Genomic DNA, 14,330 nt, shown 5'->3' with positions numbered 1-14,330 from the left:
GTGTTGCGCATTAGTAGTCATGCATTAGTAGTCATAATGGCGATGACTGCGCTTGATCACCACGACCTTGTCGCCGTGATGGCGCCAGCCGCGATGCCAGCCATAGTCGCGATGCTCGCGGAATTCGGCGCGGGCGCCGTAAGGGCCGTAATGGTGGCGCTTGACCACCACCGTGTCGGCATTCGCCAGCGTCGGCGCCACGATCGCAAGCGCACCGAGAGCCGCAACGACGTAGCCAATCTTCCTCATGATGTCCTCCTCCAATCGAATGCAAATTTAAACCGCGCGTATACATGAACGTTCCGGAGGAACTGGGAGAATTCTGAATGGCTGTTCAGGTGAGCAGTCCGCAACCGCTCTCAAATCTGCTCGTGCGCTAGTCGCAGCGATACTGCGCAGGAGTCGGTGTGCCGGTCTTGACGTATTTGCCGTCCTTGATGGTGTAGTGGCCGCGCTCGCTGCGATTGTAGATCGCGCGCAGGCTGCCGTCCTTCGACAGCAGCAGGCCGAATTCACGCGTCTGATGCAGCGACGGGAAGAACACCATCAGATCGAGCAGGCCCTCCGCATCGATCGCGGCCGCCACGACTTCGTTCTCGTCCCTGGCCTCGCCGAAATTGCGCCGGTACATCACCCGGCCGTCTGGCCTGATTTCGTAGCTCAGCACGGCGCCCTTGTCGCGGTCGGGCTGCAACGAGCAGTCGACCGACCATGAGCCGAGCAGACCCCATTGCTCGACCGTCGTCGCCAGCGTTTCGGCTGTGCTGTAGACGTCAGCGCAGCGCAAAGCAGCGCGGCTGCGGTCCAGCGGCTCAAGCAACATATCATATCCGGAGAAAGCCCCGCCCTCGATCGAGGCCGAAGTCTAGCATCTCCGGCCCGCCAGTCTACCAACGCTCCCCCAATTTGATCCGCATCAATGAGGCCGCCCGGTTCTCGGATAGGATGGAATTTCCGGAGGGCGATCGTGGATAGATCAATGCTGGATGAAGTCGTCGAGTTCGCGGGCGAGGTGCTGCCGGGCGGCCGCGCCGCGCCGCCTTATTCCGAGACCGCGTTCCTGGCCGAGTTGGGCGACCGGCTCCGGTCATCGCGCCTGCGCTGCGAGCTGTCGCGCCGCGAGCTTGCCCGCAGATCGGGGATTTCCGAGCGCTACATCGCTCAGATCGAGGCCGGCAAGGGCAACGTTTCGATCGTGCTGTTGCTGCGGCTGGCCTCCGCGATTCACGGCAGCCAGCCCCAGGCGGCCTGACGTCTAACCGTTAGGCGCGCGCCTTCTCCACATTGGCGCTGCGCGAGGGCACGCCGAACTCCTTGCGGCAGACCTCGGCCAAAACGGCGACGCCTTCGCGGATCTGTTGATGCGTCGGGCTGGCAAAGCATAGCCGCAGGCGCGGGCGCGAATGGCCCTTGTCGGTCGACCATTCCGGCCCTGGATTGATCGAGACTCCGGCGGCAAGCGCGGCCTGATACAGTTTTAGCGTATCGACCTGGTCCGGCAGCTTCACCCACAGGAAGATGCCGCCCTTCGGCTCCTCGAATTCCGCGGCCGTCCCGAACTGCTCGTTCAGGGCCTCCATCAACGTATCAAGCTTGGTGCGCAGTGCTTTCGTCAGTGCCGGCACGTGGGTTGCGAAATGCGGCTTGCAATATTCGGCGAGCACCATCTGCTCCAGCGCGCCGGAGCCGGCATCCGTCTTCAGCGACAGCATCCGCGACATCACCTCCCAGGGGGCGACGATGAAGCCGACGCGCAGCGCCGGCGCGATCGATTTCGAGAACGAACCGATATGGATCACGCCGCCCCTGGGGCTCATCGCGTGGATCGCGGGGGGGCGCTGCCCCGACCATACGAGGTCGGCGTAGCAATCGTCCTCGAAGACCGGCACGCCGTACTCGGCCGACAACCGCAGCAGTTCGGCACGTCGGCTTTCGGGCATGATGCTGCCGGTCGGGTTCTGCACGGTCGGAATGGTGTAGATGTATTTCGGTCGGATGCCGCGGCTCTTGAGGTCGGCCAATGTCGTGGCCAGCACGTCCATGCGCATGCCGTCTTCGTCGAGCGGGATGCCGATCGTATTGACCCCGAGCCGCGTCAGGCGGTTGAGCGAGCCCTGATAGGTCTCCTGCTCCACGATCACGGTGTCGCCGCGCGCGAGCAGCGTGTGGTTGACGAGGTCGAGCGCCTGCAGGGACCCCGAGACGATCAGGAGATCGTCGACGGTGCAGGCGATGCCGGCATCGCGCTTGAGCTTTGTCACCAGGAATTCGCGCAAGGGCAGATAGCCCTGGGGCCCGTGCGCCAGGCCGTAGGTCGCAAGCGTCCGGCCCTCGCGCCGCAACACCGCGTCGACCGCCTCGACCAGTCGATCGACGGGCACCTGCTCGGGATCATTGTTGCCGCCGACAAAGCTGTATTTGGCAAGGCCCGTCCAGCGCGCAGTGGGGGCCGGCAGCCCCGGCGGAAACAGGGGCGCGAAATCGAAGCTGGACGTCATGGATGTTCCTCGTTCTGTTCTTGTTGAGCCGGCCGGCGTTGCACCGGCTGGCTGGTTACTTCTTGCTGGCCGTCCGGGTCGGACGTCCTTGGCTGACGAAAGCGTAATGCGCGTTGGCGACGCCGCCAACCATCAAGGCTTCGACGACCGGCTCGGCGATCTCGCTGGTGGCGGCCCAGTCGACGATGAAATTGGCCCCGGTCCCGCCACGTACGTCGTCGGTGGGAATGAAGATCGAGACTGTGGCGAGCGGCTTCAGTGCGACCGGCGCCTTCAGATAGCTCTCGACCTGCTTGCCTGCGGTGTCGAAATAGGCGATGCGTTTGACGACCAGCGGCTGGGTTTCTGAGGCGTTGTGGACGCTCAACGTCACCGAGAAGTCGACGCGCAGCTTGCCCTGGCTCATCGCGACGCTGGAATAGGCCGGCACGTAGAAGCCGCCGGAGACACTGAGTTCCTCCTTCGGCAGCGCGGTGAGCGAATCGGCAAAGCTCTGCTCGAGATTCACCTTGTCGAGATTGATCTTGGGCTGAGCGGTTGCCAGGGGCGCGGAGACGATTGGACATAGCAGGATTGCAGCGGCTAACGCCATTCGCATGTGACGAATTGCTCGCTTGCCGCGCCGCAACCCGTCTCTACGGTGCGGCAAAACGGACCAATTTGGCATGCACGAGCTCATTCGCGACATCACTCTCTGTATTCTGTTTGCCTGGATGCTGGGCCTTTTGGCCCATTTTTCACGGCAACCGTTGATCCTGGCCTACCTTATCGCCGGCTTCTGCATTGGTCCATTCGGCGCCGGCTGGGTCAAGTCGCAGGAATCGATCGCCGTCATCTCCGAGCTTGGCCTGATCTTCATGCTGTTCATGATCGGGCTGGAGATCGACCTTAAGAAGATCGTGCGGGCAGGGCGGGTGATCCTGTTCGCGGCCGGGGGCCAGCTCCTCGGCGGCTGCCTGCTCGGCATCCTATTCTTCGTCGGCATCGGCCTGTCGCTCGGGGGCGGGCATTTCGATGCGCTCTATCTCTGCGTCGCCTGCGCGCTCTCCAGCACAGTCATCATCGTCAAGGTGCTCTACGAGAAGCGCGAGCTCGACACGCTGCCCGGCCGCATCACGCTCGGCGTCCTGGTGCTCCAGGACATCTTCGCCATCCTGTTCCTGGCGGTGCAGCCGAGCCTCGCCAATCTGCAGGTCAGCGTCATCCTGCTCTCGATCGGCCGCGTCGCCGTGCTGGTCGCGGCCGCGCTCCTGATCAGCCGCTATGTGCTGCCGCGGCTATTCCACCAGATCGCCCGCCGGCCCGAGCTGATCCTGCTCGGCGCGCTCGCCTGGTGCTTCCTGGTCGCCGAGACCGCGGAGCGGCTGTCGCTGTCGCGCGAGATGGGCGCCCTGATCGCCGGCGTCTCGCTCTCGACCTTCCCCTATGCGCTCGACGTCACGGCCAAGGTCACGACGCTCCGCGACTTCTTCATCACCCTGTTCTTCGTTGCGCTCGGCATGACCATTCCGGTGCCGGGGCTCTCCGTCATCGGGCTCGCTGTGATGATCGCGGCCTTCACGGTGGTGAGCCGCATCATCACCACCTTCGCGCCGCTCTATCTGATGAAGCAGGGGCTGCGCGCGAGCCTGCTGCCGGCGATCAACCTGGCGCAGATCTCCGAGTTCTCGCTCGTGGTGATCCAGACTGGCGTCGCCGACCACCATATCGCGCCGGAGACGGCGAACGCGGCCTCGTTCGCCTTCGTGGTGCTGGCCGTGCTCTCGACCTTCGTGATGGTGCGCAGCGACGAGATCACCCGCTGGGCGATCGGCCCGTTGAAGCGGATCGGCCTGCGCGACCTCGATGACGGCCACGCGCACGCCGAAGAGGGGCATGGGGGCGGACACGGCGAGGCCCGCCGTATCGTCATCCTCGGCTTTTTCCGCGCGGCGAGCGCGCTGCTGGCGGAGATCGAGCGACAGGCGCCCGTGCTGCTGGAGCAGATCACGGTCGTGGATTTCAACCCCAATGTGTACCAGACGCTGCTTTCGCGCGGCCTGCACGTGATCTATGGCGACATCAGCAACGTCGATACGCTGGTCCATGCCGGCGTCGCCAAATCCGAGATGATCATCCTCAGCGTGCCGGATTCGCTCCTGAAAGGTGCAACCAACGAGAAGCTGGTCCGCCACGTCCGCGCGCTCAACCCGAACGCCCTGGTCGTGGCGACCGCCGATCTGCTGGCCGATGTCGGCGAGCTCTACAAGGCCGGCGCCAGCTACGTCACGGTAACCCGGCTTAGCGACGCCCATGAGCTGTTCACGGTGATCGAGGCCGCCCAGGCCGGCCTGTTGACCGACAAGCGCGCGGAGCTCGAGGTAAGGCTCAGCGAGCGGCGCGAAGTGCTGCCCTGAGGCGACCGGCCATCTTCCGCCCGATCGGGCCGCGCCTATATCGCTGGTATCTTCGGTGCAAGCCTGAAACCCGTAAGCAGGCCTGCCCCCCGGCATATGTGGTTGCGTCCAGGACACTAGCGCGCCGGCGCAAGTCCGGCTAAGCCTCCGGCCCATAACCGATAGAGATTGGGAAATGCCCGATACCGTTCAGGAAGTTTTGCAGGCCTTTGCCCGGGGCGAGCTCGTCGTCGTCACCGACGATGAGGACCGTGAGGGCGAGGGCGATCTGATCGTCGCTGCCTCGCTATGCACCGCTGAGAAGATGGCGTTCATCATCCGCCACACCTCCGGCATCGTCTGCGCGCCTGTTACCACCGAGGACGCGCGCCGCCTGCGGCTCGACCCGATGGTCGCCCACAACGACTCCGCCCACACCACCGCGTTCACGGTCTCGATCGACTACAAGCCCGACGGCGGCACCGGTATCTCGGCGGAGGAACGCGCCTCGTGCTGCCGCGCGCTCGCCAATCCCAACGTTGGCGCCAACGACTTTGCCCGTCCGGGCCACATCTTCCCGCTGATCGCCAAGGACGGCGGCGTGCTCTTGCGCTCCGGCCATACCGAGGCCGCGGTCGATCTCTGCAAGCTCTCGGGGCTTCCGCCGGTCGGCGTGATCAGCGAGCTGATGAACGACGACGGCAGCGTGATGAAGGGCGAGCAGGTTGCGCGCTTCGCCGCCCGGAACAAGCTCAAGCACGTCACCATCGCGGATCTGATCGCATACCGTCAGGCGCGCGAAAAACTGATCGAGCGGGTCGCGACCTTCGTCACCGAAAGCCCGATCGGCCCCTTGCAGGGCTATGCCTACCGTTCGCCCTTCGATTCCATCGCTCACGTCGCCTTCGTCTATAATGGGGTCGGCGACGGCAGGAACGTGCTGACGCGCTTCCACAAGCCGAACATCGTCAAGGACATTTTCACCGGCCACAAGCGCATGGCGGCCGTGCTCGAGCATTTCAAGAAGTCGGGTCGCGGCGTGCTGGTGTACTTGCGCGATGGCGCGGCCGGTGTCCCTGTCGAGCCGCTGCCGGACGAGACCTCGGCGGAGGCGGACCGCAACCGGCAGTGGCGCGAGGTCGGCGTCGGCGCACAGATCCTGCGCGATCTCGGCGTCACCTCGATCCGGCATCTCACCTCCTCGGTGCATGACTACAAGGGCCTGTCCGGCTTCGGGATCGAGATCGTTGCGAACGAACAGCTCGAGACCTGAGGCGTTGTCATCCCGGGATGGCGCGATAGCGCCAGATCCGGAACGTCGATGTTGGTTGATGTCGCAAGATTTCGGGTTCGCATCGCGCGTCCCGGAACGACCGAAACCAGGATGCATTTGCACTTGTTGTCCCGGCGCTTTAATTTGTCGGGCAATTTTTAGACGGAACCAGACGCGAAAGGACGTTTCATGAGCGTGCGCCCTCAGGCCAAGGACAAGCCGGCTGCGGCTTCTTTCCAGTGGGACGATCCGTTCCTGCTCGATGAACAGCTCACCGAAGACGAGCGTATGGTGCGCGACACCGCGCGCGCCTATGCGCAGGACAAGCTGCTGCCGCGCGTCACCAAGGCCTATCTGGAAGAGAAAACCGACCGCGAGATCTTCAACGAAATGGGTGAGCTCGGCCTGATCGGCATCACGCTGCCGGAGGAATATGGCTGCGCCAATGCGAGCTATGTCGCCTATGGCCTCGTCGCGCGCGAGATCGAGCGGGTCGATTCCGGCTATCGCTCCATGAACTCGGTGCAGTCCTCGCTGGTGATGTATCCGATCTACGCCTATGGCGACGAGAGCCAGCGCAAGAAGTACCTGCCGAAGCTCGCCAGCGGCGAGTGGGTCGGCTGCTTCGGCCTCACCGAGCCGGACGCCGGCTCCGACCCGGCCGGGATGAAGACCCGCGCCGAGAGGGTTTCGGACGGCTATCGCCTGACCGGCAGCAAGATGTGGATCTCGAACGCGCCGATCGCCGACGTGTTCGTGGTCTGGGCCAAGTCGGCCGAGCACGACAACCAGATCCGCGGCTTCGTGCTGGAGAAGGGCATGAAGGGCCTCTCTGCCCCGAAGATCGGCGGCAAGCTGTCCTTGCGCGCCTCCATCACCGGCGAAGTCGTGATGGACGGCGTCGTGGTTCCCGAGAGCGCGCTGCTGCCCAACGTATGCGGTCTGAAGGGCCCGTTCGGCTGCCTCAACCGCGCCCGCTACGGCATCTCCTGGGGCGCGCTTGGCGCCGCAGAGGACTGCATGCATCGCGCCCGCCAGTACACGCTCGACCGCAAGCAGTTCGGCAAGCCGCTTGCCGCGACCCAGCTCGTGCAGAAGAAGCTCGCCGACATGGAGACCGAGATCGCGCTGGGCCTGCAGGCTTCATTGCGCGTCGGCCGGCTGATGGACGAGGGCAAGTTCGCGCCTGAAATGATCTCGATCGTCAAGCGCAACAATTGCGGCAAGGCGCTCGACATCGCCCGCCAGGCGCGCGACATGCACGGCGGTAACGGCATCTCGATCGAGTACCAGGTGATGCGGCACGTCCATAACCTCGAGACGGTCAACACCTACGAGGGCACCCACGACGTCCACGCCCTGATCCTCGGCCGCGCCATCACGGGCATTCAGGCGTTTTTCTGAGCGCCACGGAATTCGGACGTGGTTGATGTGCTCCGCTGTCGTCGTCCGCCTTGTGCGCAATAGCGCACTGGAGCGGACGATCCAGTATTCCAGAGACCTTGCCTTCGCCTCAGACGCCGCCGAGTACTGGATACCCCGCTTTCGCGGGGTATGACGGAGAGGGTTGGGGCAGCAGCGTACAGGAAGTCCAATGTCCGACAACGACGACGTCCCGTTCAACCGCAACTTTCCGCTGAAGCCCGGAATCGTCGAGGAAGTCCGCCCCGGCGTACGGCGCGTGCTGTGTGACAATCCGAGCCCCTTCACCTTCACCGGGACGGTCAGCTACATCGTCGGCAAGGGCAATGTTGCGATCATCGACCCCGGTCCGGACAATGAGGCCCATGCCGCCGCGCTGCTCGATGCCGTGCGCGGCGAGACCGTGAGCCATATCCTCGTCACCCACACCCACCGCGATCACTCGCCGAACACGGCGCGGATCAAGCAGGCGACCGGCGCTACCGTCTATGCCGAGGGGCCGCACCGCGCCGCGCGGCCGCGCTTCGAGAGCGAGAAGCACAATCCGGAGTCAGGCGCCGATCGCGACTTCGCGCCCGACGTCAGGATCGCCCATGGCGACGTCATCGAGGGCGCCGGCTGGCAGCTCGAGGCGGTGGCGACGCCCGGCCATACCGCCAACCATCTTGCGTTCGCCTGGCCCGAGCGAAAGTTCAACTTCGTCGGCGATCACGTGATGGGCTGGTCGACCTCGATCGTGGCGCCGCCCGACGGTTCGATGATCGACTACATGGAGTCACTCGAACGGCTCGCCGGCCGCGAGGAGGATCTCTATTTCTCCGGCCATGGGCCCGAGATTCCGGACGGGCCGCGTTTCGTGCGGTTCCTGATCCGTCACCGCAAGGCGCGCGAGGCGTCGATCCTGCATCGCCTCGCCAAGGGCGAGGCCGATATCCCGACCATGGTGCGGGCGATCTATATTGGCATCGATCCGCGGCTGACAACGGCCGCCGGCTATTCCGTGCTGGCGCATCTGGAAGACCTGGTTGCGCGCGGCGTGGTGGCGACTGACGGCGATCCCGTGATTACGGGGACCTACAGGATGGCTTGAGGGCGAATAGCGAAATGGCGAGTAGCCAATAGGCGCCTTTTTCCATTCGCTACTCCCTATTCGCCAATCTCACTTCTTCACCGTCTTCGCCGGGGTCTTCGGCGGAATGACCGGCGCCTTCTTGACCGGCTTCAGTGCATCCGCATCGGCGGCGGTATTGAGATCATCGATGAACTTGGTGACGCGTGCGGCGTTGCTGCCGAGGTCGCTGTCGAAATAGCGCGAGGCGGAACGGATATCGACGCGGGAATCGTCGCTGTCAGGCACGACCCGGATCGAGATGTCCTCGCGGAACCCCATGATCGGCGTGCGCGCCACCGCCTCGATGCGGCCAATGCGGCGCGGCGGCTGCGGCGCGCGCTCGTCGATGACCAGCCATTTGCGCTTGTGGACGAGCTGAAGCGTGATCGCATAGGCGCGCTCGGCGGGGATCTCGAGCTCGATCGGCTCGATGTCGGGATAGAAGTGGCGCTGCTGCTCGGCCGAATAGAGGCCGGCATAGACCGCAGTGTTGGTGCCGTCGCCGGTGCGCAAGCGCGCCAATGCGTCGAAACGCGGCGGATCGATCGGATCGGTGGTGACGTCGTGGATCGCCGGCAGCCTGCGATATTGCAGGGCGAGATAGGCGGGATAGGCGAGGATCAGCGCGTCGATCAGGAAGGCGAACAGGATGCGCGCCATGCCGCGCGAGCCGTTCTGCCAGATCGCGGCAAAGCCAGCGAGCCCGAACAGGATCGAAAGCCCGGCGATTGCAAGTCCGCCGAAGAAGGTGACGAGCGCGGGCTTCATCTCCAGAAAGTCGAAGCGGACGATGATGATCGACACCACGACCGCCACCACCGCGAACACGGCCAGATTGCGCGCCCAGTTCGCGAGGCTGGATACGGGCTCCGACTGATAGGGAGCGGAAAACCTGCGGGCCATCGATGAAACTGCCGGGTTGGGGCTTGCCCCGCCGCCAGGGGGGCTTGGTTGAAAACTGGCTGCTTGAGATCACGGCGGCCCGACAATTTCAAGGTTTGCGGGCGATATGGCACCGAGAACCGGCGGATTCGGCAACTTGATTGATTAACCATTCAATCTAAATGATCTTTAGTTGTAGATTGACTTGGTCGCAATTTCACCTCAAGGCTCTACTGCAGGTTGTTGGAACCGCCGAAGCGAGGGACTATCCGGCGAAAGGGACGTCGGCGAACCGCAATCAAAAAAGAGCAACGGCAGGAACAACGGCGGGCGTCAGCCGGAAACGTTGCAAGAGTGACCACAGCTCCCGGTTGTCGCAGCAAAGGCTGACCGGACGTGCGCGGTTGCGCTCATGAGCTGCATGGATCGCTGACAGCGTAGCCGGTGCCGACCAGCGCGGCTGGTGGGCAGCCCCCATCAGGGCGAGTGTTCAGTATGAGTGGTGGACGGCACGAAGGCTATATCGATCCGCACGATCCGATGTACTACGCGCCGCGCGACTTGCGCGAGCGGACTATGCGGCCGACGGCGGCGCCGAAACGGTCCGCGGAGCATCCACCGTTGGCTGCCGATGGCCCCGGCAACCCGCGGCGCAGTGACCATTCGGACGTATTCTCCAAAGCCGTCGCCCAAGCCATGTACGAGGCGATGGGGCCCATCGAGGTGCCGGTCGCCCTCCGTAACTCGGGAAGGCGCGCGCTGCTCAGCGTAGGGGTCAGGTTCGCGATCGCGACATCAGTTGCAGCAGGCATCGCGCTGATTCTCGTCATGATCATTCCAGCGTCGCAAAGGCCCGGCGTTCAATCGAACGACGCCACATCGATCTCGTCGCTTTGGCAATCGGTGAAAGCCGCGATCGGGCCGGCACCGCAACGCAAGCAGGCCGCGACGCTTGCGGTGGAGGACAGCAGCGGGCTTGCCGACGTCCCCTTGCCGCTCAGGATGCGCGTGGGTGCGCCCCCTTCCGGCGCCATCGTTGCCATCAACGGACTGCCAACCGACGCACGGTTGACCTCTGGCAAGCGCGTCGCCAACGAGTGGCGCGTGCCCGCGTCGGAAATTTCCGCCTTGTCAGTCGTTCCGCCAGACGGTTTCGTAGGCCAAATGGTCGCGATGGCAGAATTGCGTGACAGCAACGGCGCCGTGCTCGCGGTTGGCTCGAGCCGACTTTCCTGGAAGCCCGCCGCCAGAGTCGCTCCGCAGCCGTCGACAGCCGTTACGGCCGTACCGCCGGCGCGCTCCTTGGTGACCGCCCCACCGCCGCAGACGGACGCCGTGCGCAACCTGGATCCGAAGGAAATTTCTGGCCTCGTCAAACGTGGACAGGATTTGCTCACAAGCGGCGACGTCTCGGCGGCGAGGCTACTGCTGCTGCGCGCGGCCGAAGGAGGAGACGCGCGCGCCGCGCTGCTGGTGGCCAGGACATACGATCCGACCGTGCTCAAGCAGTTGGGCGCCAGTGGCCCGCTCGCGGACCTCGCGCAGGCCCGCAACTGGTACCAGAGGGCAAAAGAACGGGGCGACCCCGAGGCTCAGCGACAGCTTGATGCGCTCACGCCCACCCGCTGATCCCAGCACCGCGCGTCGCGCGTGCCTGTCAATCTCGACCACGGGTCAGGCGGAGGCAAAGCGTTAGAGCATGATCCGCAGAAGGTCGGATCAGATCATGACCATTCTGCCTGCCTGATCTCGATACTTCCCGGAGCGCCAGAGGCCCTCACGACATAGGATCGAATGCGTTCGTGATGACGTCGTCATGCCCGGGCTTGTCGCGGGCATGACGCGTCTGGTGACGGCTTATATGCGTATGCGATTGCCCTGTCCGCGCGGGGGAGCAACCGCAGGACCGAACAGGTTTTAGGGCAAGCTATCCGGCTCACGCCGCCGCGTTCGGGAAGCGGTAGTCCTTAAACTGGTCGCGCAGCGCGGTCTTCAGGATCTTGCCCGTCGCCGTATGCGGAATGCCGTCGACGAAGGCGACGTCATCGGGCATCCACCATTTGGCGATCTTGCCGTCCATGAACTTCAGGATGTCCTCGCGCGTGGCCTGCTGGCCCTGCTTGAGCTGCACGATCAAGAGCGGACGCTCGTCCCATTTGGGATGATAGACGCCGATCACGGCGGCCTCCGCCACGGCCGGATGACCGACCGCGAGGTTCTCCAGGTCGATGGAGGAGATCCACTCGCCACCCGACTTGATCACGTCCTTGGAGCGGTCGGTGATCCGCATGTATCCGCCCTCGTCGATGGTCGAGACGTCGCCGGTGTCGAAGAAGCCCTCCTCGTCGAGAATGTCGGCGTCGACGCGGTAGTAGGCCTTGGCGACGGCGGGGCCGGAGACCTTCAGGCGGCCGAACGTCTTGCCGTCCCAGGGCAGCTCCTTGCCGGCGTCGTCGGTAATCTTCATCTGCACGCCGAAGGGCGCATAGCCCTGCATCTGGAGCACGTCGAGCCGCTGCTCGCCGGTCGCATCATTAAACGGCGGCTTCAGCGCCGAAACACTGCCGATCGGGCTCATCTCGGTCATGCCCCAGGCGTGGCGCACGTTCGAGCCCATGTCGAGGAACGCCTTGATCATCGAGCGCGGCATCGCCGAGCCGCCGCAGATCACCATCTTCAGATGCGGCAGCTTCAGATTGTTGGCGGCCATGTGCTGGAGCAGCATCAGCCACACCGTCGGCACGCCGGCGGTGTGCGTCACCTTCTCGGTCGAGAGCAGCTCGTAGACCGAAGCGCCGTCGAGCTTGGCGCCGGGCATCACCAGCTTGGTGCCCTGCGAGGGTGCGGAGAAAGCGATGCCCCAGCTATTGGCATGGAACAGCGGAACCACCGGCAGCATTGTCTCGGAGGCGCTGGTGCCGAGCGCGTCGACATTGTTGGCCATCAGCGCGTGCAGCACGTTGGAGCGATGCGAATACAACACACCCTTGGGATCGCCCGTCGTGCCGGAGGTGTAGCACATCGCGGCTGCCGTGTTCTCGTCAAAGTCCTTCCATTTGAACTTGCCGTCGGCCTCTGCGATCCAGTCCTCGTAGGCGACGGCATCCTTCAGCGTGGTCTCCGGCATATGCGCTTTGTCGGTGAGAACGACATAGCGCTCCACGCTCGGGAGCTTGTCGGCGATCTTCTCCAGGACCGGCACGAAGGTGATGTCGGTCATCACGATGCGGTCCTGCGCATGGTTGATGATCCAGGCGATCTGCTCGGGGAAAAGACGGGGATTGACGGTATGGCAGATGGCGCCGATGCCCATGATGCCGTACCAGACTTCGAGATGGCGCCAGGTGTTCCAGGCGATGGTGGCAATACGGTCGCCGAGCTTGATGCCGTCGCGCTCCAGCATCTGCGAGACCTTGAGCGCACGCTTGTGGATTTCGGCATAGTTGGTGCGATGGATCGGTCCCTCGACCGATCGCGTGACGACCTCCTGCTTGCCATGAATCCTGGCGGCGTGTTCGATGATCCGGTGGCAGAGCAGGGGCCAATCTTGCATCAAACCAAGCATTCCGACGTTCCTCCGAGAATTTGCTGGGCGGGTTGTCGCTCTCAGCGCTGGGCCAAAGAATTGTCATGAGTTTTAGCCTGCCGGACTTTCGCCGCAAATGGTCTTGTCGCGGCTATATGTCCGCTGGCGCGGCAATGGTTACCGTCGCGCTCGGGGTCTCGCTCGTGCTCACCGGCACGGCGGAGGCGCGAAAATTTGCTACGCCGCTGGATATCTTTGGCATTGGTACACCACGGCCGCGCGGAACGGTTCATGCGGCCAAGAAAATCCCCTTGCAAATCCCCTTGCCGCGACCACGTCCGGACGAGGCCCCCAAAGGATCAGACAAAGAAAAGGAATCAGACAAGGCATCGGACAAGACCGAGCCGGAGACCCCCGCCGGCAAGCCGAGCGAACCGTCAGCGGCCGAGCGCCCGCCGGCGGAGCCCCAACCCTCGGCCTGTCGGCTCGCGCTAACCGAGGAGATCGCGATTGCGCCGTCCATTCCCGCGATCCGCGGTCCGGGCGGCTGCGGCGGCGAGGATTTGGTGCGGCTGGAAGCGATCGTGCTGCCGGACAAGCGCAAGGTGGCGGTGAAGCCGGCGGCGATCCTCCGCTGCCCCATGGCGTCCGCGATCGCCGCCTGGGTGCGCTCGGACATGGTGCCGCTCGCCGCGAGCCTCGGCTCGACCATCAGCGATCTCGATAATTTCGATTCCTTCGAGTGCCGTGGCCGCAATCGCATTGCCGGCGCGATGCTGTCCGAGCATGGCAAGGCGAATGCGCTCGACGTGCGGTCGCTCAAGCTCGCCAATGGCCAGTCGATCGGCCTGACCGAGCGCACCGTCTCACGTGACGTGCGCGAGCGGATCCTGCATTCGGTCTGCTCGCGCTTTACCACGGTGCTCGGGCCGGGTTCGGACTGGTACCACGAGGATCACATCCATCTTGATCTCGCACAGCGGCGCAATGATTACCGCATCTGCCAGTGGAACGTCTGGGATCCCCTGCCACAGGTCGCGCCGCTATTGCCTGCGGAGCGTCCCGAGGAGGCGCCGCCGCGCGAGGTCGCGGCCAAGTCCGAGACGGCGAAGGATCAGGCTGACGAGGCCGAGACGGAGAAGACGGCCGCACCGGCGGACAAGTCGCCGCCTCATGCCGACGCCAGCCCGCCGCCGCGCAAGGGCTCAGCAAACAAGCGCGCAACAAAAAAGCGCCAGTGAAA

Annotated in this window: 13 protein-coding genes; 7 read left to right on the top strand and 6 right to left on the bottom strand. The window is 64.3% G+C overall.

The genetic code is table 11. The features are described from left to right. Nucleotides 1-24: 24 nt before the first annotated feature. Together MTX21_RS13785 and MTX21_RS13780 are read right to left on the bottom strand one after the other, a co-directional pair. Entirely contained in the window at nt 25-249 is a 225-nt protein-coding gene (locus MTX21_RS13785) for a hypothetical protein (protein ID WP_280965346.1), read from the bottom strand. A gap of 127 nt (nt 250-376) precedes the next feature. Then, nucleotides 377-823 carry a hypothetical protein gene (locus tag MTX21_RS13780; RefSeq protein WP_280965345.1) on the bottom strand — a complete coding sequence of 149 codons (447 nt, stop codon included), beginning with the start codon at nt 821-823 and terminating at the stop codon, nt 377-379. 156 nt (nt 824-979) lie between these two features. On the opposite strand from MTX21_RS13780, the gene MTX21_RS13775 reads away from it, so the two are divergent. Next, the gene (locus MTX21_RS13775; RefSeq protein WP_280965344.1) at nt 980-1,252 is read left to right on the top strand and encodes a helix-turn-helix domain-containing protein; all 273 of its coding nucleotides are present in this window, start codon (nt 980-982) and stop codon (nt 1,250-1,252) included. A gap of 10 nt (nt 1,253-1,262) precedes the next feature. On the opposite strand, the gene MTX21_RS13770 is transcribed toward MTX21_RS13775, so the two are convergent. Both MTX21_RS13770 and MTX21_RS13765 read right to left on the bottom strand, forming a co-directional pair. Then, nucleotides 1,263-2,498: a PLP-dependent aminotransferase family protein gene (locus tag MTX21_RS13770; RefSeq protein ID WP_280965343.1), complete on the bottom strand. Its 1,236-nt coding sequence runs from the start codon at nt 2,496-2,498 to the stop codon at nt 1,263-1,265. 55 nt (nt 2,499-2,553) lie between these two features. Then, on the bottom strand, nt 2,554-3,096 hold the full coding sequence (locus MTX21_RS13765; protein ID WP_280965342.1) for a DUF3124 domain-containing protein: 543 nt from the start codon (nt 3,094-3,096) through the stop codon (nt 2,554-2,556). 67 nt (nt 3,097-3,163) lie between these two features. On the opposite strand from MTX21_RS13765, the gene MTX21_RS13760 reads away from it, so the two are divergent. The 4 genes from MTX21_RS13760 (at nt 3,164) to MTX21_RS13745 (ending at nt 8,658) form a co-directional block, all read left to right on the top strand. Then, nucleotides 3,164-4,894, top strand: a complete 1,731-nt coding sequence (locus tag MTX21_RS13760) for a cation:proton antiporter (protein ID WP_280965341.1) — start codon at nt 3,164-3,166, stop codon at nt 4,892-4,894. A gap of 175 nt (nt 4,895-5,069) precedes the next feature. Further along, the gene (ribB, locus tag MTX21_RS13755; RefSeq protein WP_280965340.1) at nt 5,070-6,146 is read left to right on the top strand and encodes a 3,4-dihydroxy-2-butanone-4-phosphate synthase; all 1,077 of its coding nucleotides are present in this window, start codon (nt 5,070-5,072) and stop codon (nt 6,144-6,146) included. Between the two features lie 189 nt (nt 6,147-6,335). Continuing rightward, nucleotides 6,336-7,550 (top strand): acyl-CoA dehydrogenase, encoded by a 1,215-nt coding sequence (locus MTX21_RS13750; protein WP_280965339.1) that lies wholly within the window; start codon nt 6,336-6,338, stop codon nt 7,548-7,550. 190 nt (nt 7,551-7,740) lie between these two features. After that, entirely contained in the window at nt 7,741-8,658 is a 918-nt protein-coding gene (locus MTX21_RS13745) for an MBL fold metallo-hydrolase (RefSeq protein WP_280965338.1), read from the top strand. Between the two features lie 69 nt (nt 8,659-8,727). Here MTX21_RS13745 and MTX21_RS13740 read toward each other — a convergent pair whose 3' ends face one another. Then, nucleotides 8,728-9,582, bottom strand: coding sequence for a DUF1499 domain-containing protein (locus MTX21_RS13740; protein ID WP_280971382.1), 855 nt, complete (start codon nt 9,580-9,582; stop codon nt 8,728-8,730). Nucleotides 9,583-10,056: 474 nt separating this feature from the next. On the opposite strand from MTX21_RS13740, the gene MTX21_RS13735 reads away from it, so the two are divergent. Beyond that, entirely contained in the window at nt 10,057-11,190 is a 1,134-nt protein-coding gene (locus MTX21_RS13735; RefSeq protein WP_280965336.1) for a hypothetical protein, read from the top strand. Nucleotides 11,191-11,497: 307 nt separating this feature from the next. Here MTX21_RS13735 and MTX21_RS13730 read toward each other — a convergent pair whose 3' ends face one another. Further along, nucleotides 11,498-13,126 carry a fatty-acid--CoA ligase gene (locus MTX21_RS13730; protein WP_280965335.1) on the bottom strand — a complete coding sequence of 543 codons (1,629 nt, stop codon included), beginning with the start codon at nt 13,124-13,126 and terminating at the stop codon, nt 11,498-11,500. Nucleotides 13,127-13,191: 65 nt separating this feature from the next. Here MTX21_RS13730 and MTX21_RS13725 point away from each other — a divergent pair, with 65 nt between their 5' ends. Then, on the top strand, nt 13,192-14,328 hold the full coding sequence (locus MTX21_RS13725) for an extensin family protein (protein WP_280965334.1): 1,137 nt from the start codon (nt 13,192-13,194) through the stop codon (nt 14,326-14,328). Nucleotides 14,329-14,330 lie beyond the last annotated feature (2 nt).

The sequence above is a fragment of the Bradyrhizobium sp. ISRA430 genome (assembly GCF_029909975.1).
Classification (GTDB): Bacteria; Pseudomonadota; Alphaproteobacteria; order Rhizobiales; family Xanthobacteraceae; genus Bradyrhizobium.
This window is presented reverse-complemented; position numbering and strand designations above follow the sequence as displayed.

Bases quoted from the DNA above. Each gene is read 5' to 3' on its own strand.
- MTX21_RS13740 (WP_280971382.1), bottom strand. From the start codon at position 9,582: ATGGCCCGCAGGTTTTCCGCTCCCTATCAGTCGGAGCCCGTATCCAGC.
- MTX21_RS13735 (WP_280965336.1), top strand. From the start codon at position 10,057: ATGAGTGGTGGACGGCACGAAGGCTATATCGATCCGCACGATCCGATG.
- MTX21_RS13750 (WP_280965339.1), top strand. From the start codon at position 6,336: ATGAGCGTGCGCCCTCAGGCCAAGGACAAGCCGGCTGCGGCTTCTTTC.
- MTX21_RS13775 (WP_280965344.1), top strand. From the start codon at position 980: ATGCTGGATGAAGTCGTCGAGTTCGCGGGCGAGGTGCTGCCGGGCGGC.
- ribB (WP_280965340.1), top strand. From the start codon at position 5,070: ATGCCCGATACCGTTCAGGAAGTTTTGCAGGCCTTTGCCCGGGGCGAG.
- MTX21_RS13760 (WP_280965341.1), top strand. From the start codon at position 3,164: ATGCACGAGCTCATTCGCGACATCACTCTCTGTATTCTGTTTGCCTGG.
- MTX21_RS13725 (WP_280965334.1), top strand. From the start codon at position 13,192: ATGAGTTTTAGCCTGCCGGACTTTCGCCGCAAATGGTCTTGTCGCGGC.
- MTX21_RS13770 (WP_280965343.1), bottom strand. From the start codon at position 2,498: ATGACGTCCAGCTTCGATTTCGCGCCCCTGTTTCCGCCGGGGCTGCCG.
- MTX21_RS13765 (WP_280965342.1), bottom strand. From the start codon at position 3,096: ATGCGAATGGCGTTAGCCGCTGCAATCCTGCTATGTCCAATCGTCTCC.
- MTX21_RS13745 (WP_280965338.1), top strand. From the start codon at position 7,741: ATGTCCGACAACGACGACGTCCCGTTCAACCGCAACTTTCCGCTGAAG.
- MTX21_RS13785 (WP_280965346.1), bottom strand. From the start codon at position 249: ATGAGGAAGATTGGCTACGTCGTTGCGGCTCTCGGTGCGCTTGCGATC.
- MTX21_RS13780 (WP_280965345.1), bottom strand. From the start codon at position 823: ATGTTGCTTGAGCCGCTGGACCGCAGCCGCGCTGCTTTGCGCTGCGCT.
- MTX21_RS13730 (WP_280965335.1), bottom strand. From the start codon at position 13,126: ATGCTTGGTTTGATGCAAGATTGGCCCCTGCTCTGCCACCGGATCATC.